Below are 26,561 nucleotides of genomic sequence, written 5' to 3'. Positions count from 1 at the left end.
GGGCCGAGCGCAGCGGCTACGCGTCGTAGTCCTGGTCGAACCTGTCCTGCATCTGCTGCTCCGTGTCCTCGATGTCGCGGAGGTTCTGGCCGCCCCGCTGGGTCTGCTGCGGCTTCTGTCGCTGGCCCTGCTGACCCTGGCGCTGCTGGCCCTGGCCCTGCTGGCCCTGCTGAATGCGCTGGCCGGCCTTCTCGCGACCCTGCTCCATCTTCTGCTTGCCCTGGCGCGACTTGTCCTGGGGCTGGTCCTTCATACCCATGTGGGTTCACTCCCGTGTCTGGTGGGGTCGGCCCCTCGACGGGGCCTCGACCAGACTCACACGGGCGAACACGGCCTGCATGTCGATCAGTTACGGTGCGTAGCCCGCGCCTCCTCGTCGGCCGCCCCACCTGCGCCGACGAGCCCGGAACGCATTCCCTCCAGCCGGGGCGCGAACCGCTTCATCTCCCGCTGCCCGACCGTCCCGATGACCGCCGGGAGGTATCCGCGCACCCCCTGCATGCCCCGCAGCCACCACTGCCCGTACACGTGCGCCGAGCGCCGCTCGATCCCGGCGACGAACCGGTCCACCGCGGGGCCCAGCGGGTACGTCTTGTTCGACGGCCACGGCAGCCGCTGCCGCAGCTCCCGCATGACGTCATCCTGGTCGGCGCCGCGCACCATGTCGGTGTCGGTCCAGGACAGGTACCCGACGCCGACGCGCACGCCCAGGTGGCCGACCTCAGCGCGCAGACTGTGCGCGTACGCCTCCACGCCCGACTTGGACGCGCAGTACGCCGTCATCATCGGCGCCGGGGTCATCGCGGCGAGCGAGGCGATCTGCAGCAGGTAGCCGCGGCTCTCGGTGAGCACCGGCAGGAAGGCCCGGGCCGTCACCGCCGAACCGATCAGGTTCACCTCGATCACGCGCCGCCACGCCCGCGGGTCGGAGTCGGCGAACGGTCCGCCGGCCGCCACACCGGCGTTGGCGACCACGATGTCGACCTTCCCGAACCGCTCCTTGACCTCCTGCGCGACCCGGCTCATCGTCTCGTCGTCGGTGACGTCGGCGTACCAGTGGGCGCTCTCGCTGTGCAGCCGCCCGGAGACCTCCTTGAGCGCCTCCTCCTCAAGACCGACCAGCGCGACCTTCGCCCCGCGCGCGGACAGCTTGCGCGCCAGGAGTTCACCGACGCCGCGCGCCGCTCCCGTGACGACGGCGACCTGGCCTTCGAGGCTGACCTTGCTCATGCGCCCTCCTTGATCTGCGCGGGGGTGGAACGGGGCTCGTGCTCCTGCTCGGGGCCGGCCCCCGTGACGTACGCGGTGACGAGGTCCCGGATCCTGCCGGTCACCAGCTCGGGAGCCTCGATCGGGGTCATGTGGCCCATGCCGGGCAGCTCGGTGAGGCCGACGCAGTGCGGCAGCGCGGCGACCAGCGCGTGGGCGTGCACCGGGGGCGTGAGCCGGTCGGACGCGCCGTGCAGCACCGCGGTGGGCGCGTGCAACTCCCGTACGCCGTGGTCGAGATCGAGCGCCGCGAGTACGGCCGCCCACGCGTGGCGCACGCCCCGCGGACAGGCGTGCACGATCCGCGCGCACGCCTCCACCCGGTGCGGAGCCGAACCGGCGCCCATGGTGGCGTACTTGAGGATGCTCTTCGCGACCGGCGTGACCGGACCGAGAGGGGCGCGCGAACCGAGAACGCGCCCCGTGATCCAGGTGCGCACGCGCCCGGCGCGCAACGGCACCACGCGCGCCTTGGCGACCAGCCGCGAACTGCCCGTGCTGCACAGCAGGACGGCGCCGGCGTGTTCCCGGAAGCGGGGGCGCCCGGCCGCGGCCATGACCGTCATACCGCCCATGGAGTGGCCGACGATCAGCGCCTTCTCGCCGGGCGCGAGCGTCTCCGCGAGCACCGCTTCGAGATCGTCCGCCAGCGCATGGGTGGTGCAGGCGGGGCTCGCGGGGCTGCGCCCGTGCCCCCTCTGGTCGTAGGCGATCACCCGGTGGTCGGTCGCCAGGTCCCGGATCTGAGCCGCCCAGAACGCCGTCGAGCAGGTCCACCCGTGGGAGAGGACGACGGGGGGCGCGTCCTCGGGACCGTGCACCTCCACATGCAGCCGCGCGCCGTCGGCGGAGACGGCGGTGAGCGTGCGGGAAGGGGCGGGCGGCGCGTACGGGCCGGAGGTGACGGAGGCGGGGCGGGTGCGGGAGGCACGAGGGCTCATGCGGTCGCCCCGCTCCGCCCGCGGACCACCGAGGCCTCCGCCACCGGCTTCCGGACGACCTGGTACTCGGCCAGGTCCACCCGCCGGGTCGCGCGCCGGAACTCGGTCGTCGTACCGGGCCAGACGACGGTGTTGCGACCGCTCGCGTCCAGGTACCAGCTCGTGCAGCCGCCGGTGTTCCACACGGTGCGCTTCATGCGCTCCTGGACCTTGCGGCTCCAGTTCTCGACGGCGCTGGGCCGGGCGTCGAGGGCGGTACGGCCGCCGAGGACGTCGAGCTGGCGCAGATAGTCGACCATGTAGTTCAGCTGGGACTCGATCATGAGGATCATGGAGGAGTTCCCGAGTCCGGTGTTCGGGCCGATGATCGTCATCAGGTTCGGGAACCCGGCCGCCGAGGTGCCGCGCAGCGCCCGCATGCCGTCCTTCCAGGACTCCGCGAGGGTGATGCCCTCCGCGCCGACGACGCGCTCGGCGATGGGCATGTCCGTGACGTGGAAGCCCGTACCGAAGATGATCGCGTCGACCTCGGCCTCGGTGCCGTCGGCGGCGACGACGGTCGACCCGCGGATCTCGCTCAGTCCGCTGGCGACGACGTCCACATTCGGCTGGGCCAGCGCCGGGTAGTACTCGCTGGACAGCAGGATCCGCTTGCAGCCGATGCGGTAGTCGGGCGTGAGCTTGGCGCGCAGGGCCGGGTCCTTGATGGCGCGGGCCATGTTGCGCTTGGCGAGCTGCTCGACGAGTCCGAGTTCGTCGGGGTGCTTGGTGAACGCCTGGACCTGCAGCTCCCGGATGCCCCACAGCAGTCCGCGCCGCAGCTGGGTGGTGAAGGGCAGCGCCCGGTGCAGCCGCCGCTCGGCGCCGCTGATGGCGCGGTCCACGCGGGGCATCACCCAGGCCGGGGTGCGCTGGAAGAGGGTGAGCCGGCCGACCTGGCGCTGGATGGCGGGCACGATCTGGATGGCGGAGGCGCCGGTGCCGACCATGGCGACCCGCTTGCCGCGCAGGTCGTAGTCGTGGTCCCAGCGGGCGGAGTGGAACACCTGGCCCGGGAAGGAGTCGAGGCCCGGGATCCCGGGGACCTTCGGGTCGGACAGCGGCCCGGTGGCGGAGACCACGACGTCCGCGCAGAGCGTGCCCCGGGTGGTCTCGATGTTCCACCGCAGCTTGTCGTTGTCCCAGGTCATCAGCTTGACCTCGGAGTCGAAGCGGAGGTGCGGGCGCAGTCCGAAGAGGTCGGTGACGTGCTCCAGGTAGGCGCGGATGTGCCGCTGTCCGGAGAAGGTCCGCGGCCACTCCGGGTTGGGCGCGAAGGAGAAGGAGTAGAGGTGCGAGGGCACGTCACAGGCGCACCCGGGGTAACTGTTGTCCCGCCAGGTACCGCCGACGCTGTCGGCCCGCTCCAGGACGACGAAGTCGGTGATTCCCGCGCGGCGCAGCCGCACGGCGGCTCCCAGCCCGCCGAAACCGGACCCGATCACCGCCACCCGTACATGCTCGTGCTCGGCCATCCCGAAGCCTCCACGCATCTCCTAGGGACCATGCCAGTGATTACTGGCGCAATGGGACTGTAGAGCAGCGGCGTACCGAGCGGTAGGGGCGCGAGGAAGGAAGTTACCGGCGGTACACCATAGGCTGCGGGCGTGGCAGAGGACACAGAACACACGGGGGCCCGCCCGCGCGAGTACCGCATGGAGGAACTGGCCCGGCTGGCCGGCATCACCGTACGCACGCTGCGCTTCTACCGCGAGCGCAAGCTGCTCCCGCCGCCCCGCCGCGAGGGCCGCATAGCCTGGTACGACGACCACCACCTGGCCCGCCTGCGCACCATCGCGGCCCTGCTGGAGCGCGGCCACACCCTGAGCGGCATCGCCGAACTGGCCGAGGCCTTCGAGCACGGCCGCGACGTCGCCGACCTCCTCGGCGTCGGCACCCCCACCGAGGAGGAGCCGGTCCGCCTCACCCCCGAGGAACTCGCGGCCCGCTTCGAGGGCGAGGTCACCCCTGAGAACCTCGCCGCCGCCCTGGAACTGGGCTACCTCGGCACCGACGGCGACGAGATCGTCCACATCAGCCGGCGCCTGCTGGACGTCTCCTCCGCACTGGTCCGCGAGGGCATCCCGCTCGCCGAGGTCCTCACGGCCGCCACGCGCGTCCGCGAACACGCCGACGCCCTGGCCGAACTCTTCGCCGCCCTGATCCTGCGCCACGGCCCCGAGGAAGACCTCCACCGCCTGCGCCCACTGGCCCGCAGCGTCGTGGAGGCGGAACTCTCCCTGGCCCTGGACCGCCGGCTGAACAAAGGGGAGTGAAGGGGCGGGGCGGGGCCTCAGAGGTCGTAGACGACCGTCACCGGGGCGTGGTCCGACCAGCGCTCGGCGTGGGTGGTCGCGCGCTCCACGAACCCCTTGACCGCCCTGTCGGCGAGTCCGGGCGTGGCGACGTGGTAGTCGATGCGCCAACCGCTGTCGTTGTCGAAGGCCCGCCCGCGGTACGACCACCAGCTGTACGGCCCCTCGGCGTCCGGGTGCAGGGCGCGGACCACGTCGACGTAGCCGCCCTCCTCGGCGGCGAACACCCGGCCGAGCCAGTCGCGCTCCTCCGGCAGGAAGCCGGAGTTCTTGGTGTTGCCGCGCCAGTTCTTGAGGTCGGCCTGCTGGTGGGCGATGTTCCAGTCGCCGCAGACGAGGACCTCGCGCCCGTCGGCGGCGGCCCGCTCGCGCAGCTCCTTCAGGTAGGCGAGGAACTCGCCCATGAAGCGGATCTTCTCGTCCTGCCGCTCGGTGCCGACCTCGCCGGAGGGCAGATAGAGGGAGGCGACGGTGACGCCGGGCAGCTCGGCCTCGACGTAGCGCCCGCTGCCGTCGAACTCGGCGGAGCCGAAGCCGACCCGGACGCGGTCGGGTTCGCGCCGGACGTAGAGGGAGACGCCCGCGCGGCCCTTGGCGGCGGCCGGGGCGTGTACGACGTGCCAGCCGTCGGGCTGCCGGACCTCCTCGGGCAGCTGGTGCGGCTCGGCGCGCACCTCCTGGAGGCAGACGACGTCCGCGTCGGTCCCGGCGAGCCACTCCACGAATCCCTTCTTCGCGGCGGCCCGCAACCCGTTCACGTTCACCGAGGTCACAGTCAGCACCAGGGCACGATACCGGCACACTGGTCGGGGTCCGCAAAACCCGGGAGCTCCCAACGTATGCATAGAAGTACGATACCCGGCATGAATATACGCCGTGTTCGCTTCGATCACCCCGACGCCGTGAAGCTCAACGACGAGGTCCAGGCCGAATACCACCTGCGCTACGGCGACGGAGGCGACGCCACGGCCCTGGACGCCGCCGACTTCGATCCGCCCCGGGGCGTGTACCTGATCGCGTACGACGAGCGCGACCGCCCGGTGGCCACCGGCGGCTGGCGCAGCCAGGACAGCAACGGCGAGGGCAACGAGGACGGCGACGCCGAACTCAAGCGCATGTACGTCATCGAGGAGATGCGCGGCCGGGGCCTGGCGCGCCGCATGCTGGCGGCCCTGGAGGAGGACGCCCGCATGGCCGGCCGCATCCGCATGGTCCTGGAGACGGGCACCAAGCAGCCTGAGGCCATCGCCCTGTACACCTCCAGCGGCTACGCACCGTGCGTGAAGTTCGGCTACTACCGCGACTACGAGGACAGCCGCTGCTACGCCAAGCGGCTGTGACCTCCCCCACGAAGCCACCGCCCCGGCTGCACAGAGCGCGGCCGGGGCGGATGGGACGGGAGCGCGATGTGGCCCCTCTCACGCAAACGACGAAGATCCCGACCGATCGTGATGATCGGCGGGATCTTCGTTCACCATTCCCGAGCTGACTCGGGAACAGTCGTGCGTGGACCTGAGGGGATTTGAACCCCTGGCCCCCTCGATGCGAACGAGGTGCGCTACCGGACTGCGCCACAGGCCCTTGCAACGAGTGAAACTCTAGCATCCCGATCAGGGTGCTTGGAAATCCGTTCCCTGACTGGTCAGGGCGGCGGGGTCACTCGTTGGCCGCGCGCGGACGGTCGCCGTCCTCGTACTGGTCGAAGAGGGGCGTGCGTCCGCGTTCGCGCGCCCGGCGCGCCGAGGCCGCGCGGCGCGCGTCGCTGCGGCCGTCCGCGGGCTTGTCCCCGGCCGCCGGCTCCGGCTCGTCCGCCGCGCCCTGAGGCGCATGGCCCGCCTCGTGCTCCGGCACGACCGCGCTGGACCGCGCCGAACTCCACGTGTCGGGTGCCCCCAGGTCCACGTCGGAGGTGGCGCGCGGAGCGACGGGCGCGGTCACGTACGTCGGCAGCGGCACCGGCACCGGGTCCCAGCTGTCGCCGTGCCCGGGCCGCCGCTGCCGCTCCCGCTGCTGGTCGACCCACTCCGCGTGGTCGGTCTGCTCGACCAGTGCGCGCCGGTCCGCGGCGAGCGCGGAGAGGCCGGTGTCGGTCTCGGCGTCCTGGCTCTCGTCCGACTCGTCGGCACCGGGTCCCTCGTCGACGGGCGCCCGGCGGCGCGGCTGGCGCTCGCGCAGGCGCTGGGCGGCGGCCTCGGCGCTCTTGCGGTCCATCTGGTAGGCGAAGCGGCGGCGCTCCTGCGCACGCAGGTAGGCGATGTACGTGCTGAGCAGTGCGGCCGGCGCTGCCGGTGCCCACAGGAAGGCGAGCCCGCCGACGGCGGCGATGATCGCGCCGAGTGTGAAGGCGAGGAAGAGCATCACGGTGGTGCGCCGACGGCGCGCGAGCACCTTCGAGCGCCGGGCGCGCGCTGCGGCGGCCTGCGCCGAGGGCGCCGGCCGCGCGCTCGGTTCACGCTGCTGCGCGGGCGTACTCCCGGATGCGTGCCCGGACACGGAGGCGGACTTGGGCGCCGGCGCGGCGTCCTGGTCACGCGCCGGCTCCGCGCTGCCGGGCGTCTCGGGCTCCGCTTCCGCGATGACCTGACGGCGGGTCGGAGGCATGGCGAAGGCCCGGACGTCCACCGAGTCGGTGACGGCGTCCGGGTCGCCGGCGTCCGGCTCCCCCTCCTGGGCGGAGCGCGCCCGCAGGTCCCTGGCGTACCGGCGCTCCATGCCCGCCCGTCCGGAAAGCAGCCGGATGGCGGTGCTGAAGCGTTCCGTCGGACGGGCCTCGTTCAGCTCGTCCTGCCTACGGAGCCACATCGGCACCAAGTAGGCGGCCCAGGCCCCGACAATGACTGCGTAGATGAGGCCGCTGCTGCTCACGCCTCACACGGTAGAGGGGTTTGCGTGAGGCCATCCGCCAATTGGCCCGGTGTGTCGCACGATCTGGCTGATATTTCCAGCATTTTTTGCGACCGATGCGATCAGAGGATCGCCCACAGTAGCGAATTCAGTGCCCTGAGACGGTCAGCAGCCGATCAATTTCGAACACGTATTCAATTTACGGGCGCTCGACGGGATTCCCCGGCGCGTTCCGCGGATTCCGCGCCGTACCCGGTGCTCCCGACGCGTCCGTCGCGTCCTCGTGGCCGGCGGGCCGCTCGGTGCGCCGGGCGCTCTGAGAGCGTGCCCGCCGCCACCGCGCCAGCAACCCGTCGGGCGCCTCTTCCGCGGTGAGCGCGTAGACGAGATGGTCGCGCCAGGCGCCGTCGATGTGCAGATAACGCGGCCGGAGCCCCTCCTCGCGGAATCCGAGTTTCTCCACGACCCTCCGGCTCGGCCGGTTCTCGGGGCGAATGCAGACCTCGATGCGGTGCAGGCCGACGGTGCGGAAACAGTGGTCCACGACGAGCGCGACGGCGGTCGGCATGACCCCGCGCCCGGCCACGGCCTCGTCCACCCAGTAGCCGACATGACCCGAGCACATCGATCCCCAGGTGATCCCGGCGACCGTCAACTGCCCGACGAGCCGCCCCTGGTACTCGATGACGAACGGCAGCATCCGGCCGGCGTTGGCCTCGGAACGCAGATGCCGGACCATCTGCCGGTAGGTCGGCCGGTGCGTGATCGGCCCGCTCGGCGTGGGCGGCGGAATGGTCGCCTCCCAGGGGCGCAGCCAGTCGCGGTTGCGCCGGTTCACCTCGCGCCAGGCCCGTTGGTCGCGCAGCTTTATCGGCCGGAGAACGACATCGCCGTCCGCCAGCACGACGGGCCAGGAAGGGCTGTTCAGCTCGCACCCCCTGGGGGTGCCTCCCAGGCCTTCGGGGCACTGGGGGAGGGTCTGGGGTGGTCACCGCCGCGGATCTGGTCGACGGCGTGGATCAGCAGGGGCTCCAGGACGGCGAGGCCGTCCCGCACGCCGCCGGCCGACCCGGGCAGGTTGACGATCAGCGTCCCCTTGGCCACTCCCGCCAGGCCCCGGGACAGTGCGGCGGTCGGCACCTTCTCCCGCCCGTACGCGCGGACGGCCTCCGCGATGCCCGGCACCTCGTAGTCGATCACCGCGCGGGTCGCCTCGGGGGTGCGGTCGGTGGGCGAGATGCCGGTGCCGCCGGTGGTGACGACGACGTCGTACGCCGCCTCCACCGCCGCGCGCAGCACCGCCTCCACCGGATCCCCGTCCGGGACCACCCGCGGCCCGTCCACGGCGAACCCGAAGCCCTCCAGGGCCTTCACGATCAGCGGGCCGCCCTTGTCCTCGTAGACGCCGGCGGCGGCCCGGTTGGAAGCGGTGACGACCAGCGCGGCGTACGGCGCCGGCAGAGCGCCTCCGATGGTGTCGTCGAATGTCATGCCCGGCTCCAGTCGCCCGACTTGCCGCCCGTCTTCTCCTCCACCCGCACGTCCGTGATGACCGCCCCCTTGTCGACCGCCTTGACCATGTCGATCACGGTGAGCGCGGCGACCGTCACCGCGGTGAGGGCCTCCATCTCGACGCCCGTTCGGTCCGTCGTCTTCACGGTGGCCCGGATCTCCACGGCGTCGTCCGCGACCGACAGATCCAGTTTCACACCCGACACCGACAACGGGTGACAGAGCGGGATCAGATCCGGAGTGCGCTTGGCGCCCATGATCCCGGCGATACGCGCCGTGGCCAGGGCGTCACCCTTGGGCACCCCTTCACCGCGCAGCAGCTCGACCACGCGCGGTGACACCAGGACACGGCCGCTGGCGCGGGCGGTGCGCGCGGTCACGTCCTTACCGGATACGTCGACCATGCGGGCCGCGCCCGCCTCGTCGATGTGCGTCAGCCGTTCCTGACTACTCATGATGTGTGGCGCTCCCGGTCCGGGCCCGGCGCGGTGCGGAGCGCGGGCCTGCTGTGCGCGACACGGTACCGCCAACCAGCGGCGCTCAGCCGAGCAGGACCACTTCCACCTCGCTGCCGGGCTCGACGGACTCCACGTCCTCGGGGACGACGATCAGCGCGTCGGCCTGCGCCAGCGCCGCGATCAGATGGGAACCGGCCCCGCCCACGGGAGTCACCTCCCCCTCGGTGTACGCCCCGCGCAGGAACTGGCGGCGCCCCTTGGGCGAGCGGAGCGCCGCGTCCGCCTTCAGAGCGGCCCGCGCGCGGGGCCGGTGGAGTTCCGTGAGGCCCATCAGGGCGCGGATCGCGGGGCGGACGAACAGCTCGAAGGAGACGTACGACGACACGGGGTTGCCCGGCAGGGCGAGCAGCGGCGTGTGGTCGGGGCCGATGGCACCGAAGCCCTGGGGCTTGCCGGGCTGCATGGCGAGCTTGCGGAACTCGACACCGCTGCCCGCCTCGTCCTCGTCGCCGATGTACGACAGCGCCTCCTTGACGACGTCGTACGCCCCCACGCTCACCCCGCCCGTGGTCACCAGCAGGTCCGCGCGGATCAGCTGGTCCTCGATGGTGGAGCGGAGGGTCTCGGCGTCGTCGGCGACGGCGCCCACCCGGTAGGCGATGGCGCCCGCGTCCCGCGCGGCGGCGGTCAGGGCGAAGCTGTTGGAGTCGTAGATCTGGCCGGCGGCCAGATCCTCGCCGGGCTGGACGAGCTCGCTGCCGGTGGACAGGACGACCACGCGCGGGCGCGGGCGCACGCGCACCGTGCCGCGGCCGATCGCGGCGAGCAGCGCGATCTGCGGCGGGCCGAGGATCGTCCCGGCCTCCAGGGCCCGGTCGCCGGCCCGTACGTCACTGCCCTTGGCGCGCACGTGCGCGCGTGCCTCGGCGGGGCGGTACACGTGCACGTGACCCTCGGCGCCCTCGGGGGCCAGGCTGCGCGCCCGCATGCCGCTCACCGGTCCCTCGCCGAGCCCGCCGTCGGTCCACTCGACGGGGACGACGGTCTCGGCTCCGGGCGGCAGCGGCGCGCCGGTCATGATGCGCGCGGCCTGGCCGGGGCCGACCCGGACCGGATCCGCGGCGCCCGCCGCGACGTCCCCGACGACCTCCAGGGCCGCCGGGAACTCCTCGCTGGCGCCCGCCACGTCCGCGACCCGCACCGCGTACCCGTCCATGGAGCTGTTGTCGAACGGCGGCAGGGACACCGGCACCATGACGTCCTCGACCAGGACGCAGCCCTGGGCGTCGAGCAGTTGCAGCTCGATGGGTTCGAGGGGGCGGACGGTCGAGAGGATGTCCTCCAGGTGCTCGTCCACCGACCACAGGTCGTCCGGGCCGGCGGGGCGGGTCACGGCGCTGCTCAAGACTGCTGCATCTCCTCGGCTACGTAACTGCGGAGCCAGGCCCGGAAGTCCGGGCCCAGGTCTTCACGTTCGCACGCGAGTCTGACAATGGCACGCAGATAGTCGCCACGGTCGCCGGTGTCATAGCGGCGGCCCTTGAAGACGACGCCATGCACGGGGCCGCCGACCTTCTCGTCCTGCGCGAGCTGCTGGAGGGCGTCGGTGAGCTGGATCTCGCCGCCGCGGCCCGGCTCGGTCGTGCGCAGTATGCCGAAGATGTGCGGGTCGAGGACGTAGCGGCCGATGATCGCGTAGCTCGACGGGGCGTCCGCCGGGTCCGGCTTCTCGACCAGTCCGGTCACCTTCACGACGTCGCCCTCGGCGGTGGCCTCGACGGCCGCGCAGCCGTAGAGGTGGATCTGTTCCGGCGCGACCTCCATGAGGGCGATCACGCTGCCGCCGTGCCGCTCCTGGATCTCGATCATGCGCTGCAGCAGCGGGTCCCGCGGGTCGATCAGGTCGTCACCGAGGAGGACGGCGAAGGGCTCGTGGCCGACGTGCGGAGCGGCGCACAGCACGGCGTGACCGAGCCCCCTGGGGTCGCCCTGGCGCACGTAGTGCATGGTGGCCAGGTCGCTGGACTCCTGCACCTTCGAGAGCCGTTCGGCGTCGCCCTTCTTCTCGAGCGCCGATTCCAGCTCGTAGTTGCGGTCGAAGTGGTCCTCAAGGGGGCGCTTGTTACGCCCGGTGATCATGAGGACGTCGTCGAGCCCCGCCGACACGGCCTCCTCGACCACATACTGGATCGCCGGCTTGTCGACAACCGGCAGCATCTCCTTGGGAGTGGCTTTGGTGGCCGGCAGGAACCGGGTGCCGAGGCCGGCTGCGGGAATGACAGCCTTGCTGATCCTGGGGTGGGACTGAGTCATGCCCGCAACCATATCCGGTGCCTTTGTGGGGAATCTGTGGCTCCGGTTGCTTGACCCTCATATGACCTGCATTAAGAAGGGTGCGCGAACGACCAGTGGTACACGTCGGACCTACGGGCGAGCCTGACAAGCGCACGTTGCGGCGAGAGATCCTCACGGTGAGGAACAGGTTGACGGCGGATGACGTCGGCGATGCGGGGCGCGCGCTGGCGGAGCGCGCCCTGGAGCTGCCCGAGATGGCGCACGGGCGCACGGTGGCGGCGTACGTCTCCGTCGGGAGCGAGCCCGGCACGCTGGCGCTGCTGGACGCGCTGCGCGCGCGGGGCGTGCGCGTGCTGCTCCCCGCGCTCCTGCCCGACAACGACCTGGACTGGGGCGAGTACGCCGGCCCGGACTCCCTCGCGCGGGTTCAACACGGCGGGAAAATGGCGCTTTTCGAACCCTCCGGCGCGCGCCTCGGCCCGGACGCCGTGACGGCCGCGGACGTCGTCCTGCTGCCCGGGCTCGCGGTGGACGCGCGCGGGATGCGCCTGGGGCGCGGCGGAGGGTCGTACGACCGCGTGCTGGCCCGTCTGGAGCGCGCGGGCGCACACCCCCGGCTCGTGGTGCTGCTCTACGACACGGAGGTCGTCGCGCGCGTCCCGGCGGAGGCGCACGACAAGCCGGTGCACGCGGTGGTGACGCCGTCGGGAGTGCGCCGCTTCGCCGGCCCCTGACCGGGCACCCGCCTCTCTTGACGCGAAACGGCCCTCCACGCGCGCGTGGAGGGCCGTTTCGCGTCATGTCAGGGGGCGATCACGGCTTGAGGACGAGTGTGTCGCTCGTGCTCTTGTCGACCGCCTTGCCCGAGAACGACCAGGGCAGCAGCTCGCCCTTGACCCACTTGCCGGTCTGGTCCGTGTAGTGCGCGCTGAAGGCGTGCCCGGAGGCACCGGTCAGGTTGATCCACTTGGACTTGTCCAGGTCGGCGAGGTTGACGACCATCCGCATGGACGGCACCCAGACCACGTTGTAGCCGCCGGCGGCGTTCCAGCCGGTCGCGTTCACCGTGGCCTCGCCGCCGCTGAGCTTCCAGGGGCCGCGGTTCAGGAGGTACTGCACGACCTTGGGGCCCTCGGTGCCGAGCGTCTGGTTCTTCAGGAACAGGCGGTGCAGCCGGCCCCAGCTCCAGGTGTCGATGTCCTTGCCGAGCTTGGCGGTCAGCTCCCAGCGGGCGTCGATCATGGCGCGGGCGAAGAGCTGGTCGCGGTTCTCGGCGCCGGGACGGGTGCCCGACTTCGGCGTCTTCCACCAGTCGCTGTCGGGCTTCTCCATCAGGGTGCGCACGACCTCGAACCAGCGGTCGCCGCCGTCCGGCTGCGCCTGGCCGGCGTCGCGCTGACCGCACTCGCGCACCTTGGTCTCGTCGTCCACCGGGCCGGTGCTGTCGATCTTGTCGACCCACAGGCACTGCCCCTTGACGCGCAGCTCCTTGGGGAGCTTGTTGCCGAAGGCGAGCTTGAGGATGTTGCGCCAGACGGCGTTGAAGTACGCGGCCGCCGCGGAGTCGGCGTCCTGGGTGTAGTCCCAGCCCTCCAGCAGCTCCTGCGCCTGGCGGACGTCCGGGTCGTCAAGGTTGATCTTCAGCAGCCTGGGCACCAGGAGCTTGGCGATCTCGCTGCTGTTGTCCAGCTGCATCTGCCGCATGTCGTCGGTGGAGACCTTGCCGCCGTCCTTGATCTTGGACTCGATCAGGTCGGTGATGCGCTGGCTGCGGGTGCCGTAGCCCCAGTCGGCGGTGAGCGTGTACGGGTACTTGTCCTGGTCGACCACGGCCTGGTTGGCGGTGACGACGTAGCCGCGCTTGGGGTCGTACTCGTAGGGCAGCTCGTCCTGCTTGATGAAGCCCGTCCAGCGGTACTTCGAGTCCCAGCCCGGCACCGGGATGGTGCCGGCGTCCTTGGCGGAGCGCGTGGGGATCCGGCCGGGCAGCGTGTAGCCGATGTGGTTGTCCGTGCTGGCGTAGACCAGGTTCTGCGAGGGCACGTCGAACAGAGCCGCGGCGTCCCGGAAGTCGCTCCAGTCGGCCGCCCTGTCGAGGGCGAACACGGCGTCCATGGAGGTGCCCGGGTCGAGCGCGGTCCACCTCAGGGCGATGCCGTAGCCGTCGCCCCGGTCGGGGGCGGCGGTGGTCACGGTCGCCTTCCTGCCGACCTGGACCAGTTCGTCGTCGCGGTCGGACAGCAGCGGCATGCCGTCCTGGGTCTGGCGGACGACGATCGTCTTGGCCTTGCCGCCGGCGACCTTGATGGTCTCCTCGCGGGTCTTGAAGGGCCGGACCTTGCCGTCGTACAGGTAGCCGTGCGCGCTGACCTTCTCCAGGTAGAGGTCGGTGACGTCGACGCCGGAGTTGGTCATGCCCCAGGCGATCTTGCCGTTGTGGCCGATGATCACACCAGGCATGCCGGCGAACGTGTAACCCGTGACGTCGTACTGGCACTTGCCGGAGACGCTGCGGCAGTGCAGGCCCATCTGGTACCAGACGGACGGCAGCGACGGCGACAGGTGCGGGTCGTTGGCGAGCAGGGGCTTGCCCGAGATGGTGTACTTCCCGGCGACCACCCAGGAGTTGGAGCCGATGCCCTGGCCGTTCACACCGACGGCGGTGGGAAGGTCGTCCAGGACGCTGTAGAGGCCGCCCAGCTGACTCGTGAGGGCCGAACCCGCCCCGGTCGAGGTCGAGGAGCCGGTCGTGCCCGTCGTGCCCTGAGAGGAGCTTGTGGCGCCGCCCTGCCGGAAGGCCTTCGTCAGCTCGTCGTACTGGCCCTCCTGGACGATCGGCTTGTTGCGGCCGTAGGGATACGCCGGGTACAGGTCCTGGATCTGCTGCGGGCCCAGGCGGCTGGTCATCAGGGCGCGGTCGATCTCGTCCTGCATGTTGCCGCGCAGGTCCCAGGCCATCGCCTTCAGCCACGCGACGGAGTCGACCGGGGTCCACTTCTCCGGCTTGTAGTCGTTGACGAAGCCCAGCGCCGCGTACTCCAGGGAGATGTCCTTGCCTTCCTTGCCCTGGAGGTAGGCGTTGACTCCCTTGGCGTAGGCCTGGAGGTACTTCTTCGTGGCGGGCGACAGCTTGCTGTCGTACTCCTGCCGGGCGATCCGGTCCCAGCCCAGGGTGCGCAGGAACTCGTCGTTCTTGACCTGGCCCTTGCCGAACATCTCCGACAGGCGCCCGGAGGTCATGTGCCGGCGCACGTCCATCTCGTAGAACCGGTCCTGCGCCTGCACGAAGCCCTGCGCCATGAACAGGTCCTCGTCCGAGGAGGCGTAGATCTGCGGGATGCCGTAGCCGTCCCGCTTGACGTCGACCGGTCCGGACAGGCCGTCGAGCTTGATCGAACCGGTGGTCTGCGGGAAGGAGGCGCGCACGGTGCTGATCGACCAGTACGCCCCGTAGGCGATGCCTCCGATGATGGCCAGAACCAGTACAAGCACGACCAGTCGGGCTTTGCGCCCCTTCTTCCTGCCGGACTTGGCGGGCATGGCACTCGCACCCGTGGTGGCGGTGTCACCCGTTGTGGCGGTGGTGTTGGGGGGCATCGCTGTCCTTGCTGTCCTAACGCGAGCGGCAGGTCGGGCTGTGACTTTGAATGAGCGCTGGAGCAACCATAGGCGCAGGGTCTTGTCCCGCTTGACGCGGAGTCGGGAACCAGCGCGCACGAGCGTTCGATCTTGCCTCGCCGAACGTCAAGAAAGCGTCAAGAGTTAGGTAAGGTAACGAAGTAACCGGAGGCTCCGGAGATCTCATGAGGAGGAACGCCCGCTGACTGTTCACCACCTCAACCAGCTCCTGCTCGTCTGCTCCGTCGTCCTGCTCGTCGCCGTCGCGGCCGTCCGGATCTCCTCGCGCAGCGGGCTCCCCAGCCTGCTCGTCTACCTGGGAATCGGCGTCCTGATGGGCCAGGACGGTATCGGTGACATCCACTTCAACAGCGCCGAAGTGACCCAGGTCATGGGGTACGCGGCCCTGGTCGTGATCCTCGCCGAGGGCGGCCTGGGCACGAAGTGGAAGGAGATCCGGCCGGTCCTGTCGTCCGCCTGCGTGCTGGCCACGGCAGGGGTCGCGATCAGCGTCGGAATCACCGCGGCGGGCGCGCACTATCTGGTCGGGCTGGAATGGCGGCAGGCGCTCATCATCGGAGCGGTGGTGTCCTCGACGGACGCGGCGGCGGTCTTCTCGGTGCTGAGGAAAATTCCGCTCCCCGCGCGCGTGACGGGCACGCTGGAGGCGGAGTCCGGCTTCAACGACGCCCCGGTGGTCATCCTGGTCGTCGCCTTCTCCACGGCCGGCCCGGTCGAGCACTGGTACCTGCTGCTGGGCGAGATAGCCCTGGAGCTGGCCATCGGCGCGGCCCTGGGGCTCGCGGTGGGCTGGTTCGGCTCCTGGGGACTCAAGCACGTGGCCCTGCCCGCCTCCGGCCTCTACCCGATCGCCGTGCTGGCCATCGCCGTCACCGCGTACGCCGCCGGCGCCCTGGCGCACGGCAGCGGCTTCCTGGCCGTCTACCTGGCCTCGGTGGTCCTCGGCAACGCCCGGCTTCCCCACTGGCCCGCCACCCGCGGCTTCGCCGAGGGGCTCGGCTGGATCGCGCAGATCGGCATGTTCGTCGTCCTCGGCCTGCTGGTCACCCCGCACGAGCTGGGCGACGACATCTGGCCCGCCCTGATCATCGGGCTGGTGCTGACCATGGTGGCCCGGCCGCTCAGCGTGGTGGTGAGCCTGGCGCCGTTCCGGGTGCCGTGGCAGGAGCAGACCCTGATGTCGTGGGCGGGGCTGCGCGGCGCCGTGCCCATCATCCTCGCGACGATCCCCATGGTGAACGGCGTCGACGCCAGCCGCCGCATCTTCAACATCGTCTTCGTCCTGGTCGTCGTCTACACCCTCGTCCAGGGGCCGACCCTGCCCTGGCTGGCCCGCACACTGCGCCTGGGCGAGCAGGGCGAGGCCTCCGACCTCGGCATCGAGTCGGCACCCCTGGAGCGGCTGCGCGGGCACCTGCTGTCCGTCTCGATCCCCGAGGGCTCACGGATGCACGGCGTGGAGGTCAGCGAGCTGCGGCTGCCGGCCGGTGCGGCCGTCACCCTGGTCGTCCGCGAAGAAGAATCGTTCGTGCCGCTGCCCACGACAGTGCTGCGGCGAGGCGACGAGCTGCTGGTCGTCGCCACCGATCCGGTCCGCGACGCGACGGAGCGCCGCCTGCGCGCGGTCGCCCACGGCGGCAAGCTGGCGGGCTGGCTGGGCACGGACGGGGCCGGCGCCGGGTGGTGAGCGCCGCCGCGCGGGCACATGGCCCGCGGTGCGCGCGAGCGGGGAGCGCGTGCGTTTCGAGGGTGTTTCGAACGATTCACACCCGCGCCAATCGCAGGTGAACGGCCCTGACGGTGCTCGGTTTCACAGGTGCACAAGACCTTGATCCCTGTAGTATTAAGGCACCTGATCGAACCAACTCTGTCTGATGCAGAGCTGGCGCGACCGTATGGCGGCCGGAGCGCCCTCCGTAGTGGCACCGGTATCTACCGCAGTTCTGCGCAAGAGGACAGCTCTCGGCGCCCCCGCACGGGCGCGCTACCAGGCGGAAGAAAGGCACGGGCCGTGGCGTCCACGGTCACCGACCCGGCGGAGAACCCGCCGGCGTCGTCCCGCCCTGGATACGGACAGCTGCTGCGCACCCGCGGCGCCTGGACGTTCCTGCTCCCCGGCTTCGCGGCACGCCAGCCGTTCGCGATGCTCACCATCTCCATCGTGCTGCTCGTCCAGCACACCACCGGCTCGTACGGCGCCGCGGGCGCCGCCGCGGCCGCCACCGGCGTCTCCATGGCGCTGTTCGCGCCGTACAGCGGCCGCCTCGCCGACCGCTACGGCCAGCGCGCCGTGCTGGTCCCCGGCGTGCTCGTGCACGCGCTCTCCGGCTTGTCCCTGACGGCGCTCGCGCTGGCGCACGCTCCCCTGTGGGCGCTGTTCCTGGCGGCCGTCCCGACCGGCGCCTCGGTGCCCCAGGTCGGCCCGATGGTGCGGGCGCGCTGGGGCGTGAAGCTCCAGGGCTCGCCCCTGATGACCACCGCGGCCGCGTTCGAGTCGGTCACGGACGAGCTGACCTTCGTCTTCGGCCCCCTGCTGGCGACCGCGCTGTGCACCACCGTGACACCGGCCGCCGGCCTGGTCACGGAGGCCGCGCTGACCCTCGTCGGCGGTCTGCTGTTCGCCGCGCAGAAGAGCACGCAGCCGCCGGTGACCGGCGACGACGGGCACGCGCGCGTGCAGCACGCCTCGGCCCTGCGCGTCCCGGGCGTGCGCGTACTGGCCGTGACGTTCCTGGGCATCGGCTCGGTCTTCGGCGGCATGCAGGTGTCGCTCGCGGCCTTCACCGAGTCGATCGGCGAGCCCGGCCTGAACGGCGTCCTGTACGGGATCTTCGCCGCCGGGAACATGCTGTCCGGCATCGCCTGCGGCGCCATCGCCTGGAAGGTGGCTCCCCAGAGGCGTCTGGTCATCGGCTACGCGGCGCTCGCACTGGCGGCGTCCGCCCTGTGGACGGCGCACTCCGTGCTGCTGCTCGCCGCGCTCGGCCTGCTGGTCGGCATGTGCATCGCGCCGGCGCTGATCACGGGCTACACGCTGGTCGAGGCCCTGGTCCCGGCCGGCGCGCGCACCGAGGCCTTCACCTGGCTGACCGGCGCCGTCGCGCTCGGCCAGGCCGCCGCCGTCACGGTCTCGGGCCAGCTGGAGGACCGGCTGTGGGACGGCGCCGGGTTCCTCGTGCCCATGGCGGGCACCGTGCTCGCGCTGGCGACCCTGGCGGCCCGGCGATCCCGGCTGGTCCCGCCGCAGCGGAACCGTACCGTCGCACGTGGCGTCGGTCACCGCGTCCCGGTCACGGTGGACTGATCCCCGGGAATACGTCACTATGGACCGTCGTTAGCACTCATTGAGTGAGAGTGCCAGGAGGAAGACAGTGCCGACCTACCAGTACCAGTGCACCGAGTGCGGCGAGGGCCTTGAGGCGGTGCAGAAGTTCACCGACGACGCCTTGACCGAGTGCCCCAACTGCCGTGGCCGCCTGAAGAAGGTGTTCTCTGCGGTCGGCATCGTTTTCAAGGGCTCCGGGTTCTACCGCAACGACTCCCGCGGCTCCACGTCGAGCAGCACCCCGGCGTCGAAGCCGGCCGGCTCCTCGTCCGACACGAAGGCGTCCTCGTCGACCTCTTCGTCCTCGTCGACGTCGGCGTCTTCGTCGTCTTCGTCGAGCTCCACCAACAGCTCCGCCGCCTGAGACCTCTCACCGACCCTGCCGTCGCTCGACGGCAGGGTCTTCGGCGTTCCCGGGCTCCGGCTCCCCCGTGGTTTCACGGCCCGCTAGTGTGCTGGTCATGGCGAACGCAGAGATCGGCGTAATCGGCGGTTCGGGTTTCTACTCCTTCCTCGATGACGTGACCGAGGTCCAGGTGGACACCCCCTACGGGGCGCCCAGCGACTCCCTCTTCCTCGGCGAGCTCGCCGGCCGGAGGGTCGCCTTCCTGCCCCGGCACGGCCGTGGCCACCACCTGCCGCCGCACCGCATCAACTACCGCGCCAACCTGTGGGCCCTGCGCTCGGTCGGAGTCCGGCAGGTTCTCGGTCCGTGCGCGGTGGGCGGGCTGCGTCCCGAATACGGCCCGGGCACCCTGCTCGTCCCGGACCAGCTGGTGGACCGTACGAAGTCCCGGGCGCAGACGTACTTCGACGGGCTGCCGCTGCCCGACGGCACCGTGCCGAACGTCGTGCACGTGTCCCTGGCCGACCCCTACTGCCCCACGGGTCGGGCCGCCGCACTGAAGGCGGCCCGTGGAAAAGACTGGGAACCGGTGGACGGCGGCACGCTGGTCGTGGTGGAGGGCCCGCGCTTCTCGACGCGCGCCGAATCGTTGTGGCACCAGGCGCAGGGCTGGTCGGTGGTGGGCATGACGGGCCATCCCGAGGCGGCGCTCGCCCGGGAGCTGGAGCTGTGCTACACGTCGCTGACCCTGGTCACCGACCTCGACGCGGGTGCCGAGACCGGGGAGGGCGTCTCGCACGAAGAGGTGCTGCGGGTGTTCGCGGCCAACGTGGACCGGATGCGCGGGGTGCTGTTCGACGCGGTGGCGGCGCTGCCGGAGACCGCAGCGCGGGACTGCCTGTGCGTGAACGCGCTCGGCGGGATGGATCCGGGGTTCACGCTGCCGTAGCGGGGGCGGGCTGAGCGGAACTCCCCGTTCGGGTGGGCGAGTTATCCACAATCCGTCCGTGATCCACCGGCTTCGGCGGGATCCGGCGCGATGCCCCATCGTGGCATCGCAAGCCGAATTCCTCGTCGCAGGCGGTGATACCCATGCCTTCGTCCTCGTCGACCCCGACTCCGCCCCCGCTCTCCCCTCCGACCCGCCCTCCCGCTCGCTCCCCCTTCCCGCCTCCTCCCTTCCGGCTGCCGCGCCCGCTGGGCACGGACGCCCCGCCGACCTGCGAGGTGCCACCGTTCGATCCGGTGCGGGTGCGCGGCGGGCGGTATCAGCTGCAGCGGCTGGTACGGCATCGCAGGCGGGCCGTCGCGGCCGGCCTCGCGGTGACCGCGGCGGCGCTCGTGGCCGCCGGCCCCGGAACCAGGACGGAACCGCACGGCGCGGAGCGGACCGGCGGGCACCGGGTCGCGGAACCGGTGCGCCGGCACGCGACGGTGGACCTGGTGACGGCGCCGGTGCGGATCGCCGACGCCGCCACGGTGCTCCTGCTCCGGCCAGGTGACCGCGTGGACGTGATCGCCGCGGAGGACGCGCCTGCCGGGGGCGGCGCCCGGGTGCTCGCGCGCGGTGTGCGGGTGACGAAGGTACCGGAGCCGCCTGACGGCGCGACCGGGAGCGGGGCGCTGGTCGTGCTGTCGGTGCCGAGGGCCGCGGCGGCACGGCTGGTCGGCGCGAGCACCACCGCACGCCTGGCGGTGACGCTGTGCTGAACCAACGCGTACGCGCTGTCGGCGGCTCACTGTCAAGCACCGCGATCGAGCTACGGAACTGGACACGGCGGCGTCGCCGTGCCGTAGGTTGCGGAGCGTTTCGTTCCACAGCCTGTGCACGCGAGGAGAGTCCCCTAGGTGAGCGCGAAGAAGGATCCGAGCGTCTGGCAAGGCTTCAAGGCCTTCCTGATGCGCGGCAACGTCGTCGATCTTGCAGTCGCGGTGGTCATCGGCGCGGCCTTCACGAACATCGTCAACGCGGTGGTGAAGGGGATCATCAACCCGCTGGTCGGAGCGATCGGCACGCAGAACCTCGACAACTACAGCTCCTGTCTGAAGGACCCGTGCCAGGTGGGCGCGGACGGCACCGTCAAGAGCGGGGTGCCGATCATGTGGGGCTCCGTCCTGGGAGCCACGCTCACCTTCGTGATCACGGCGGCGGTGGTGTACTTCCTGATGGTCCTGCCGATGTCGAAGTACCTGGCCCGGCAGCAGGCCCGGAAGGCGGCGCGGGAGGGCACGAAGGAGGTCATCGAGGTGACCGAGCTGGAGGTGCTCAAGGAGATCCGCGACGCGCTGGTCGCACAGCGGGGATCCGGGCACGACGAGCGCTAGCGGCGCTCCCGCGGACGGCTCAGAGGTGGTGGGGCGGCTTCTCGTCGAGGAAGCGCTTCAGGTCGGCGGCGCTGTCGCCGTCCGAGCGCTCGCCCCACCCGCGGTCGGTGTCGTCCGAGGACTGCTGGTCCAGCGGGTCGTCGAAGACCAGCGCGGGCTTCGGCTCGCGCGGCTCGGATGCGGGGGCGGTGCTCATGCCCCAAGGGTACGGCTCCCGACCCGGCGGCCCGACCGGGACGGCCGGTGACCTCGCGACCTTCGCTTGTGAATCCATTCACAAGATTTCGGGGCGGATTTCTGCTGTGCTGGGAACCATGACGTCGAGTTCCGCCCCGGCGCCCGCCCCCTCGGGCGCGCCACACCCCTCCGGCCCCCTGCGACGGCTCACCGCGCGCGGGCGCGACGAGGCGCACCGCGTCGCATCCCCGCTGGAGCTCTTCTTCGACCTGTGTTTCGTCGTGGCGATCGCGCAGGCGGGCGTGCAACTGGTGCACGCGCTGACGGAGGGGCACGCGGGCAGCGGGATCCTCAACTACGCCATGGCGTTCTTCGCCATCTGGTGGGCCTGGATGAACTTCAGCTGGTTCGCCTCGGCGTACGACAACGACGACGCGCTCTACCGGGTCGTCACCCTGGTGCAGATCGCCGGCGTGCTGGTCCTGGCCGCCGGCATCTCCCGGGCCTTCACGCAGCACGACTTCCTGCTGGTCTGGCTCGGCTATGTGATCATGCGGCTGGCGATGGCCTGGCAGTGGCTGAGAGCCGCGAGATCGGCCTCGGGCACGGAGAGAGCCATGGCACTGCGGTACGCGTGCGGCGTGCTGCTGTGCCTGGTGGGCTGGCTCGGGCTGGTGCTGCTGCCCGAACCGGCACGGCCTTGGGTGTTCCTCGTGATGGCGATCGCGGAACTGTGCGTGCCGCTGTACGCCGAGAGGCACCACGAAACCTCCTGGCACCCGCACCACATCGCCGAACGGTACGGCCTGTTCACGATCATCGTGCTCGGCGAGACGATCGCCGCGGCCACGGTCGCCGTGAAGTCGGCCGTGGACGAGCACGACGCCCTGGCCGAGCTGTTGCCCATCGCGGCGGGCGGACTGCTGATCGTCTTCTCCGCGTGGTGGATCTACTTCGTGGTCCCCATCCACGGCCACCTGCGCTCCAGCGCGCGGGCGTTCACCTGGGGCTACGGCCACTATCTGGTCTTCGCCTCGGCGGCGGCGATCGGCGCGGGCCTGGAGGTGGCCGTGGAGCAGGCGGTCGGCAAGGCGCACATCTCCACCCTGTCCGCCTCGGCCGCCGTCACCCTGCCGACGGCGCTGTACCTGCTGACCGTGTGGGCGCTGCACTCCCGCCACTTCAAGGTGGGCCTCGCCCAGCAGCTGGTGCTGCCGGTCACGGCCCTGCTGGTGATCTGCTGCACCTTCCTGGGCGACTGGGCGGTGCTCGCGGCGGGGCTGGTGTCCTCGGCCGCGGTGGTGACCGGGGTGGTTCTGACGGCGCGTATGGCCGGTCGGGAGCGCGCGGCCGGCGCCACCGCCTCGGCCGGCTGAGCCCTCCGGGGGAACCGCCGCTCTGGGCCAGACTGGCGCCCATGACAGCTGACGCATTGACGGACGTCGCCGGGCTGCGGGTGGGACACGCCACCCGCAGCGGCGACGGCTGGCTCACCGGCACCACGGTCGTCCTCGCACCCGACGGAGGCGCGGTCGCCGCCGTGGACGTGCGCGGTGGCGGCCCCGGCACCAAGGAGACCGACGCGCTCGACCCGCGCAACGTGGTGCAGAAGGTCGAGGCGATCGTGCTGACCGGAGGCAGCGCGTACGGGCTCGACGCGGCGTCCGGGGTGATGGCCTGGCTGGAGGAGCGGGGGCGCGGGGTCCGGGTGGGGGCGGATCCGGCGCACGTCGTGCCGGTGGTGCCCGCCGCGTGCGTCTTCGACCTGGGGCGCGGTGGCGACTTCCGCGCGCGTCCGGACGCGGCGACAGGACGTGCGGCGGTGGAGGCCGCGGCGGCGGCCGCACCCGGCGCGGGGGTGCCCGAGGGGTGCGTCGGCGCCGGCACCGGCGCCGTCGTCGGGCGGCTCAAGGGCGGGGTGGGCACCGCGAGTACGGTGCTCGACTCGGGCATCACCGTGGCGGCGCTGGTGGTGGCGAACGCCTCGGGAGCGGTGGTGGATCCCGGGACGGGGGTGCTGTACGGGGAGTTGTTCCAGGGGCGGGTGGAGTATCCGGAGGAGCGCGTGCACGAGGCCGCGCTCCGGCGCTTGGACGAGGCCGCCATCGGGAACGCGCCGCCGCCGCTGAACACGACGCTGGCGGTGGTCGCGACGGACGCGGACCTGTCCAAGGCGCAGGCGCAGAAGCTGGCGGGTACGGCGCACGACGGGATCGCGCGCGCCGTGCGTCCGGTGCACCTTCTGCACGACGGGGACACGGTGTTCGCGCTGGCGACCGGCGCGCGCCCGCTCGCCGCGCACCCCCTGGCGCTCAACGACATCCTGGCCGCCGGCGCGGACGTGGTGACCCGCGCGATCGTGCGGGCCGTGCGCGCCGCCGAGTCGGTGGACGGGCCGGGAGGGGTGTGGCCGTCGTACGGGGAGTTGTACCGGAAGCGGTAGGCCACAGGCCGGCCTGGATTGTCGCGGTTCTGTCACGTGATGGCGTTCACGGGAGCCGGTGGGAACCTTCCCCGGCTCCGGTGCCCTCTTTCTTCACGCACTGGAACGGATCACTCACATCACACGAACCTGGAGCAGCCCGTGACATCGCCGGACATTGCAGCGCGGCGCGCACTCGGGGCCTGTGCCGCCCTGATGGTCGGCGCCCTCACCCTGACCGCCTGCGGTGGCAGCGCCAACGCGAACAACGACGACGGCAAGGGCGGCAAGGACTCCCCGAAGACGTCGACGGCGAAGATCGCGATCTCGGCCAAGGACGGTTCGACCGGGGCGTCCATCAACGCCACCGGGGTGAAGGTCAGCGACGGCAAGCTGACCGAGGTGAAGATGTCCGTGGCGGGGTCGGGGCAGGCCGTGCCGGGGTCGATATCGTCGGACGGCGGCAGCTGGAAGCCCAAGCAGCAGCTGGAGCGCGGGACGAAGTACGAGATAAACGCGACCGCGAAGGACTCCGAGGGGCGCACGGCGGCGGCCAACGCCATCTTCACCACCGTCACCTCGGCGAACAGCTTCATCGGCACCTACACGCCGGACAACGGCGCGACGGTCGGGGTGGGCATGCCGGTGTCGTTCACCTTCGACAAGTCGATCACCGACAAGAAGGCCGTGCAGTCGCACATCACGGTCAACTCCAGCAGTGGCCAGCAGGTGGTCGGGCACTGGTTCGGGGACCGGCGGCTCGACTTCCGGCCGCAGGAGTACTGGAAGGCCGGCTCCAAGGTCACCATGAACATCGACCTGGACGGGGTCGAGGGCGCGAAGGGCGCCTACGGGGTGCAGAAGAAGACCGTCTCCTTCACGATCGGCCGGTCGCAGGTCTCCACGGTCGACGTCAACACGCAGACCATGACGGTCGTACGGGACGGCAAGACCTTCAAGTCGGTCCCGATCTCGGCGGGCAGCCCGCAGCACACCACTTACAACGGACAGATGGTGATCTCCGAGAAGTTCGTGCAGACCCGCATGAACGGCTCGACGGTCGGCTTCGGCGGGGAGTACGACATCCCGGACGTGCCGCACGCGATGCGCCTGACGACGTCGGGGACGTTCATCCACGGCAACTACTGGTACAACCGGGGCAACCCGCCGTTCGGGCGGGAGGGCACCAGCCACGGCTGCGTCGGCCTCGCGGACGTACAGGGGGCGCAGGGCGCCACGTCGGCCAAGTGGTTCTTCGACAACTCGCTCATCGGGGACGTCGTGATCGTGAAGAACTCCCCCGACACCACGGTCTCCCCTGACAACGGTCTCAACGGCTGGAACATGTCGTGGAGCGCCTGGACCGCGGGAAGTGTCGCCTGACCGGCGAGTTTTGACAGGACGATGGGCCGCGCGGGAATTTCTCGCGCGGCCCGCACGTTTTCCCGGCGCACGTTTTCTCGGTTCCCGGACACGATGTCCGACCGAGGGGCTACGGTATGCACCCACAAGGTGACATGCAGCAACGCCGGGAGATGCCTTGAGCGTTCCGTACGAGACCGCAGCGTACGAACCAGCCGAGTCGCCCGAGTCTCCGGAGGAGCACCTCGCGCGACTCCTCGGCCGTGCCCTGAACTCCTTCGAGCTGCCCGACGAAGTGATACGGCGACTCGACTGCGCGCTGGCGCACGACAGTTCGCTGCACTCCGCCTACCACAGCGCGGGGCTGCACCGGGAGACGTACCGGCACACCTGGCTGCTCGCCGACGGCTCGGCGGTCACCCTGTGGGAGCTGGTGCACAACCCCACGCCCGGCAGCGCCCCGGAGCACGAGGTGTACGTCGACGAGGAGGAGCTGCAGGCCGCCATGGCACGGCTCGGCGTGCCGCCGGACACGCGGGACTTCGAGCTGCCGGCCCTGATGCGACTGTGGGCGATTCCCGAGCCCCGGCACATGTTCGCGTCCGACGACTCGGCGGACCACGCGCGCCGGCTTCTGCGCCGCGCGGAGAACCCCGACCGGCCTGACGCCAAGACGGCGTCCCTGCTGGCGACGGCGACCGCGCACGAGATCACGCAGGCGTTCGGCCGCCCCGGGCGGGCCGGCCGGACGGGGCTGAGCTACGCGCTGTACGAGCACGCCTTCCTGCTGCCGGACGGCACCGAGGTCTCCCTGTGGGAGGTCGAGCACACGGCGACGCCCGACGGGCGGCACATGTGCGAGGTGTACATGTCGGAGGACGCGGCGCGGGACGCGATGGAGCGGCGCGCGGCGCGGCAGGGGTAGCCGCGGGGGTACGGCCGGGGTGCGGTCCCGTGTCCCCAGCGTGTGGGGGCGCGCCCCGATTCTCCTCGGTGCCGGCCGCCGCTCTCCCGGGTCAGCCGTTGGCGAGCCGTCGGACCAGACCGGCGAACGCGTCCTGCTCCGCGGGGGTCAGCTCGACGGACTCCTGCGGGGGCCCGGACCGCCGCTGACGGGGCAGGGCCGGGAGCAGCGGTGCCGTGGGGCGCCGGGCGGCGGTGTGACGGCCGGTGCGGCGCGCGACCCGCAGCAGGACGACGGCCCACGCGACGGCCGCCACAGCGAGGACGGCCACGCCGATCAGCTGGAGGGTCGGGGCGTGCTCAGGCATGCGCCCCAGTACACACCACGG

At 71.4% G+C, this 26,561-nt stretch carries 27 protein-coding genes and 1 tRNA gene; 13 read left to right on the top strand and 15 right to left on the bottom strand.

Going from position 1 to position 26,561, the window contains the following annotated elements; genetic code table 11:
• Positions 1–16: 16 nt before the first annotated feature.
• From ABZ937_RS28025 to ABZ937_RS28010, 4 genes are all read right to left on the bottom strand, one after another.
• On the bottom strand, positions 17–259 hold the full coding sequence (locus tag ABZ937_RS28025) for a hypothetical protein (RefSeq protein ID WP_361696099.1): 243 nt from the start codon (positions 257–259) through the stop codon (positions 17–19).
• An 86-nt stretch (positions 260–345) separates the two neighbouring features.
• Positions 346–1,230: an SDR family oxidoreductase gene (locus tag ABZ937_RS28020; protein WP_361696098.1), complete on the bottom strand. Its 885-nt coding sequence runs from the start codon at positions 1,228–1,230 to the stop codon at positions 346–348.
• Positions 1,227–2,210, bottom strand: coding sequence for an alpha/beta hydrolase (locus tag ABZ937_RS28015; protein ID WP_361696097.1), 984 nt, complete (start codon positions 2,208–2,210; stop codon positions 1,227–1,229). The genes ABZ937_RS28020 and ABZ937_RS28015 overlap by 4 nt, the downstream gene beginning before the upstream one ends.
• A complete protein-coding gene (locus ABZ937_RS28010) occupies positions 2,207–3,724 on the bottom strand; it encodes an NAD(P)/FAD-dependent oxidoreductase (RefSeq protein ID WP_361696096.1) in 1,518 nt (505 codons plus the stop codon). The genes ABZ937_RS28015 and ABZ937_RS28010 overlap by 4 nt, the downstream gene beginning before the upstream one ends.
• A 180-nt stretch (positions 3,725–3,904) precedes the next feature.
• Here ABZ937_RS28010 and ABZ937_RS28005 point away from each other — a divergent pair, with 180 nt between their 5' ends.
• On the top strand, positions 3,905–4,525 hold the full coding sequence (locus tag ABZ937_RS28005; protein WP_361696158.1) for a MerR family transcriptional regulator: 621 nt from the start codon (positions 3,905–3,907) through the stop codon (positions 4,523–4,525).
• A 17-nt stretch (positions 4,526–4,542) separates the two neighbouring features.
• Here ABZ937_RS28005 and ABZ937_RS28000 read toward each other — a convergent pair whose 3' ends face one another.
• Positions 4,543–5,346 carry an exodeoxyribonuclease III gene (locus ABZ937_RS28000; protein ID WP_361696095.1) on the bottom strand — a complete coding sequence of 268 codons (804 nt, stop codon included), beginning with the start codon at positions 5,344–5,346 and terminating at the stop codon, positions 4,543–4,545.
• 81 nt (positions 5,347–5,427) lie between these two features.
• On the opposite strand from ABZ937_RS28000, the gene ABZ937_RS27995 reads away from it, so the two are divergent.
• Positions 5,428–5,904 (top strand): GNAT family N-acetyltransferase, encoded by a 477-nt coding sequence (locus ABZ937_RS27995; protein ID WP_361696094.1) that lies wholly within the window; start codon positions 5,428–5,430, stop codon positions 5,902–5,904.
• 167 nt (positions 5,905–6,071) lie between these two features.
• On the opposite strand, the gene ABZ937_RS27990 is transcribed toward ABZ937_RS27995, so the two are convergent.
• From ABZ937_RS27990 to galU, 7 genes are all read right to left on the bottom strand, one after another.
• A tRNA-Ala gene (locus tag ABZ937_RS27990) sits at positions 6,072–6,145 on the bottom strand.
• A gap of 75 nt (positions 6,146–6,220) precedes the next feature.
• On the bottom strand, positions 6,221–7,429 hold the full coding sequence (gene glpR, locus ABZ937_RS27985) for a gephyrin-like molybdotransferase receptor GlpR (RefSeq protein WP_361696093.1): 1,209 nt from the start codon (positions 7,427–7,429) through the stop codon (positions 6,221–6,223).
• Positions 7,430–7,607: 178 nt separating this feature from the next.
• On the bottom strand, positions 7,608–8,312 hold the full coding sequence (locus ABZ937_RS27980) for a GNAT family protein (RefSeq protein ID WP_361696092.1): 705 nt from the start codon (positions 8,310–8,312) through the stop codon (positions 7,608–7,610).
• Between the two features lie 20 nt (positions 8,313–8,332).
• Positions 8,333–8,899, bottom strand: coding sequence for a MogA/MoaB family molybdenum cofactor biosynthesis protein (locus tag ABZ937_RS27975; protein WP_361696091.1), 567 nt, complete (start codon positions 8,897–8,899; stop codon positions 8,333–8,335).
• Positions 8,896–9,375, bottom strand: coding sequence for a cyclic pyranopterin monophosphate synthase MoaC (gene moaC / locus ABZ937_RS27970; protein WP_361696090.1), 480 nt, complete (start codon positions 9,373–9,375; stop codon positions 8,896–8,898). Before moaC ends, ABZ937_RS27975 begins: the two co-directional genes overlap by 4 nt.
• An 85-nt stretch (positions 9,376–9,460) precedes the next feature.
• On the bottom strand, positions 9,461–10,783 hold the full coding sequence (glp, locus tag ABZ937_RS27965; RefSeq protein ID WP_361696089.1) for a gephyrin-like molybdotransferase Glp: 1,323 nt from the start codon (positions 10,781–10,783) through the stop codon (positions 9,461–9,463).
• The gene (gene galU / locus ABZ937_RS27960) at positions 10,780–11,691 is read right to left on the bottom strand and encodes a UTP--glucose-1-phosphate uridylyltransferase GalU (RefSeq protein ID WP_361696088.1); all 912 of its coding nucleotides are present in this window, start codon (positions 11,689–11,691) and stop codon (positions 10,780–10,782) included. Before galU ends, glp begins: the two co-directional genes overlap by 4 nt.
• Positions 11,692–11,786: 95 nt before the next feature.
• Here galU and ABZ937_RS27955 point away from each other — a divergent pair, with 95 nt between their 5' ends.
• Positions 11,787–12,407, top strand: coding sequence for a 5-formyltetrahydrofolate cyclo-ligase (locus tag ABZ937_RS27955; RefSeq protein WP_361696087.1), 621 nt, complete (start codon positions 11,787–11,789; stop codon positions 12,405–12,407).
• A 79-nt stretch (positions 12,408–12,486) separates the two neighbouring features.
• Here ABZ937_RS27955 and ABZ937_RS27950 read toward each other — a convergent pair whose 3' ends face one another.
• Positions 12,487–15,270, bottom strand: coding sequence for a penicillin acylase family protein (locus ABZ937_RS27950; protein WP_361696086.1), 2,784 nt, complete (start codon positions 15,268–15,270; stop codon positions 12,487–12,489).
• A gap of 223 nt (positions 15,271–15,493) precedes the next feature.
• On the opposite strand from ABZ937_RS27950, the gene ABZ937_RS27945 reads away from it, so the two are divergent.
• The 6 genes from ABZ937_RS27945 (at position 15,494) to mscL (ending at position 21,308) form a co-directional block, all read left to right on the top strand.
• On the top strand, positions 15,494–16,999 hold the full coding sequence (locus tag ABZ937_RS27945; RefSeq protein ID WP_361696157.1) for a potassium/proton antiporter: 1,506 nt from the start codon (positions 15,494–15,496) through the stop codon (positions 16,997–16,999).
• Positions 17,000–17,323: 324 nt separating this feature from the next.
• Positions 17,324–18,616, top strand: coding sequence for an MFS transporter (locus ABZ937_RS27940; RefSeq protein ID WP_361696085.1), 1,293 nt, complete (start codon positions 17,324–17,326; stop codon positions 18,614–18,616).
• Positions 18,617–18,683: 67 nt separating this feature from the next.
• Positions 18,684–19,001 carry an FmdB family zinc ribbon protein gene (locus ABZ937_RS27935; RefSeq protein WP_361696084.1) on the top strand — a complete coding sequence of 106 codons (318 nt, stop codon included), beginning with the start codon at positions 18,684–18,686 and terminating at the stop codon, positions 18,999–19,001.
• Between the two features lie 97 nt (positions 19,002–19,098).
• Positions 19,099–19,932: an S-methyl-5'-thioadenosine phosphorylase gene (locus ABZ937_RS27930; protein ID WP_361696083.1), complete on the top strand. Its 834-nt coding sequence runs from the start codon at positions 19,099–19,101 to the stop codon at positions 19,930–19,932.
• 143 nt (positions 19,933–20,075) lie between these two features.
• Positions 20,076–20,693, top strand: a complete 618-nt coding sequence (locus ABZ937_RS27925; RefSeq protein WP_361696082.1) for a hypothetical protein — start codon at positions 20,076–20,078, stop codon at positions 20,691–20,693.
• 138 nt (positions 20,694–20,831) lie between these two features.
• A complete protein-coding gene (mscL, locus tag ABZ937_RS27920; protein WP_361696081.1) occupies positions 20,832–21,308 on the top strand; it encodes a large conductance mechanosensitive channel protein MscL in 477 nt (158 codons plus the stop codon).
• Positions 21,309–21,327: 19 nt separating this feature from the next.
• On the opposite strand, the gene ABZ937_RS27915 is transcribed toward mscL, so the two are convergent.
• Positions 21,328–21,504: a hypothetical protein gene (locus tag ABZ937_RS27915; protein WP_361696080.1), complete on the bottom strand. Its 177-nt coding sequence runs from the start codon at positions 21,502–21,504 to the stop codon at positions 21,328–21,330.
• Positions 21,505–21,622: 118 nt separating this feature from the next.
• On the opposite strand from ABZ937_RS27915, the gene ABZ937_RS27910 reads away from it, so the two are divergent.
• The 4 genes from ABZ937_RS27910 to ABZ937_RS27895 all read left to right on the top strand — a co-directional run bounded on the left by ABZ937_RS27910 (position 21,623) and on the right by ABZ937_RS27895 (position 26,194).
• The gene (locus ABZ937_RS27910) at positions 21,623–22,861 is read left to right on the top strand and encodes a low temperature requirement protein A (protein WP_361696079.1); all 1,239 of its coding nucleotides are present in this window, start codon (positions 21,623–21,625) and stop codon (positions 22,859–22,861) included.
• Positions 22,862–22,902: 41 nt separating this feature from the next.
• Entirely contained in the window at positions 22,903–23,928 is a 1,026-nt protein-coding gene (locus ABZ937_RS27905) for a P1 family peptidase (RefSeq protein ID WP_361696078.1), read from the top strand.
• A gap of 141 nt (positions 23,929–24,069) precedes the next feature.
• Positions 24,070–25,290 (top strand): Ig-like domain-containing protein, encoded by a 1,221-nt coding sequence (locus ABZ937_RS27900; protein WP_361696077.1) that lies wholly within the window; start codon positions 24,070–24,072, stop codon positions 25,288–25,290.
• Between the two features lie 157 nt (positions 25,291–25,447).
• Positions 25,448–26,194 carry a DUF6227 family protein gene (locus ABZ937_RS27895; RefSeq protein ID WP_361696076.1) on the top strand — a complete coding sequence of 249 codons (747 nt, stop codon included), beginning with the start codon at positions 25,448–25,450 and terminating at the stop codon, positions 26,192–26,194.
• Positions 26,195–26,285: 91 nt separating this feature from the next.
• Here the strand turns inward: ABZ937_RS27895 and ABZ937_RS27890 are convergent, their stop codons facing one another.
• Positions 26,286–26,540 (bottom strand): hypothetical protein, encoded by a 255-nt coding sequence (locus ABZ937_RS27890; protein WP_361696075.1) that lies wholly within the window; start codon positions 26,538–26,540, stop codon positions 26,286–26,288.
• Between the last annotated feature and the right edge of the window lie 21 nt (positions 26,541–26,561).

Origin of the sequence: Streptomyces sp. NPDC046727 (assembly GCF_040645635.1) — a bacterium.
GTDB lineage: Bacteria > Actinomycetota > Actinomycetes > Streptomycetales > Streptomycetaceae > Streptomyces.
Note: the sequence above shows the minus strand (reverse complement) of the source record. Positions and strands in the feature narration are given on the sequence as shown.

Excerpts from the sequence above, each read along its gene's own strand:
- ABZ937_RS28025 (WP_361696099.1), bottom strand. The coding sequence starts at position 259 with ATGGGTATGAAGGACCAGCCCCAGGACAAGTCGCGCCAGGGCAAGCAG.
- ABZ937_RS28020 (WP_361696098.1), bottom strand. The coding sequence starts at position 1,230 with ATGAGCAAGGTCAGCCTCGAAGGCCAGGTCGCCGTCGTCACGGGAGCG.
- ABZ937_RS28015 (WP_361696097.1), bottom strand. The coding sequence starts at position 2,210 with ATGAGCCCTCGTGCCTCCCGCACCCGCCCCGCCTCCGTCACCTCCGGC.
- ABZ937_RS28010 (WP_361696096.1), bottom strand. The coding sequence starts at position 3,724 with ATGGCCGAGCACGAGCATGTACGGGTGGCGGTGATCGGGTCCGGTTTC.
- ABZ937_RS28005 (WP_361696158.1), top strand. The coding sequence starts at position 3,905 with ATGGAGGAACTGGCCCGGCTGGCCGGCATCACCGTACGCACGCTGCGC.
- ABZ937_RS27995 (WP_361696094.1), top strand. The coding sequence starts at position 5,428 with ATGAATATACGCCGTGTTCGCTTCGATCACCCCGACGCCGTGAAGCTC.
- ABZ937_RS27975 (WP_361696091.1), bottom strand. The coding sequence starts at position 8,899 with ATGACATTCGACGACACCATCGGAGGCGCTCTGCCGGCGCCGTACGCC.
- moaC (WP_361696090.1), bottom strand. The coding sequence starts at position 9,375 with ATGAGTAGTCAGGAACGGCTGACGCACATCGACGAGGCGGGCGCGGCC.
- galU (WP_361696088.1), bottom strand. The coding sequence starts at position 11,691 with ATGACTCAGTCCCACCCCAGGATCAGCAAGGCTGTCATTCCCGCAGCC.
- ABZ937_RS27950 (WP_361696086.1), bottom strand. The coding sequence starts at position 15,270 with ATGCCCCCCAACACCACCGCCACAACGGGTGACACCGCCACCACGGGT.
- ABZ937_RS27930 (WP_361696083.1), top strand. The coding sequence starts at position 19,099 with ATGGCGAACGCAGAGATCGGCGTAATCGGCGGTTCGGGTTTCTACTCC.
- ABZ937_RS27925 (WP_361696082.1), top strand. The coding sequence starts at position 20,076 with ATGCCTTCGTCCTCGTCGACCCCGACTCCGCCCCCGCTCTCCCCTCCG.
- ABZ937_RS27915 (WP_361696080.1), bottom strand. The coding sequence starts at position 21,504 with ATGAGCACCGCCCCCGCATCCGAGCCGCGCGAGCCGAAGCCCGCGCTG.
- ABZ937_RS27910 (WP_361696079.1), top strand. The coding sequence starts at position 21,623 with ATGACGTCGAGTTCCGCCCCGGCGCCCGCCCCCTCGGGCGCGCCACAC.
- ABZ937_RS27905 (WP_361696078.1), top strand. The coding sequence starts at position 22,903 with ATGACAGCTGACGCATTGACGGACGTCGCCGGGCTGCGGGTGGGACAC.
- ABZ937_RS27890 (WP_361696075.1), bottom strand. The coding sequence starts at position 26,540 with ATGCCTGAGCACGCCCCGACCCTCCAGCTGATCGGCGTGGCCGTCCTC.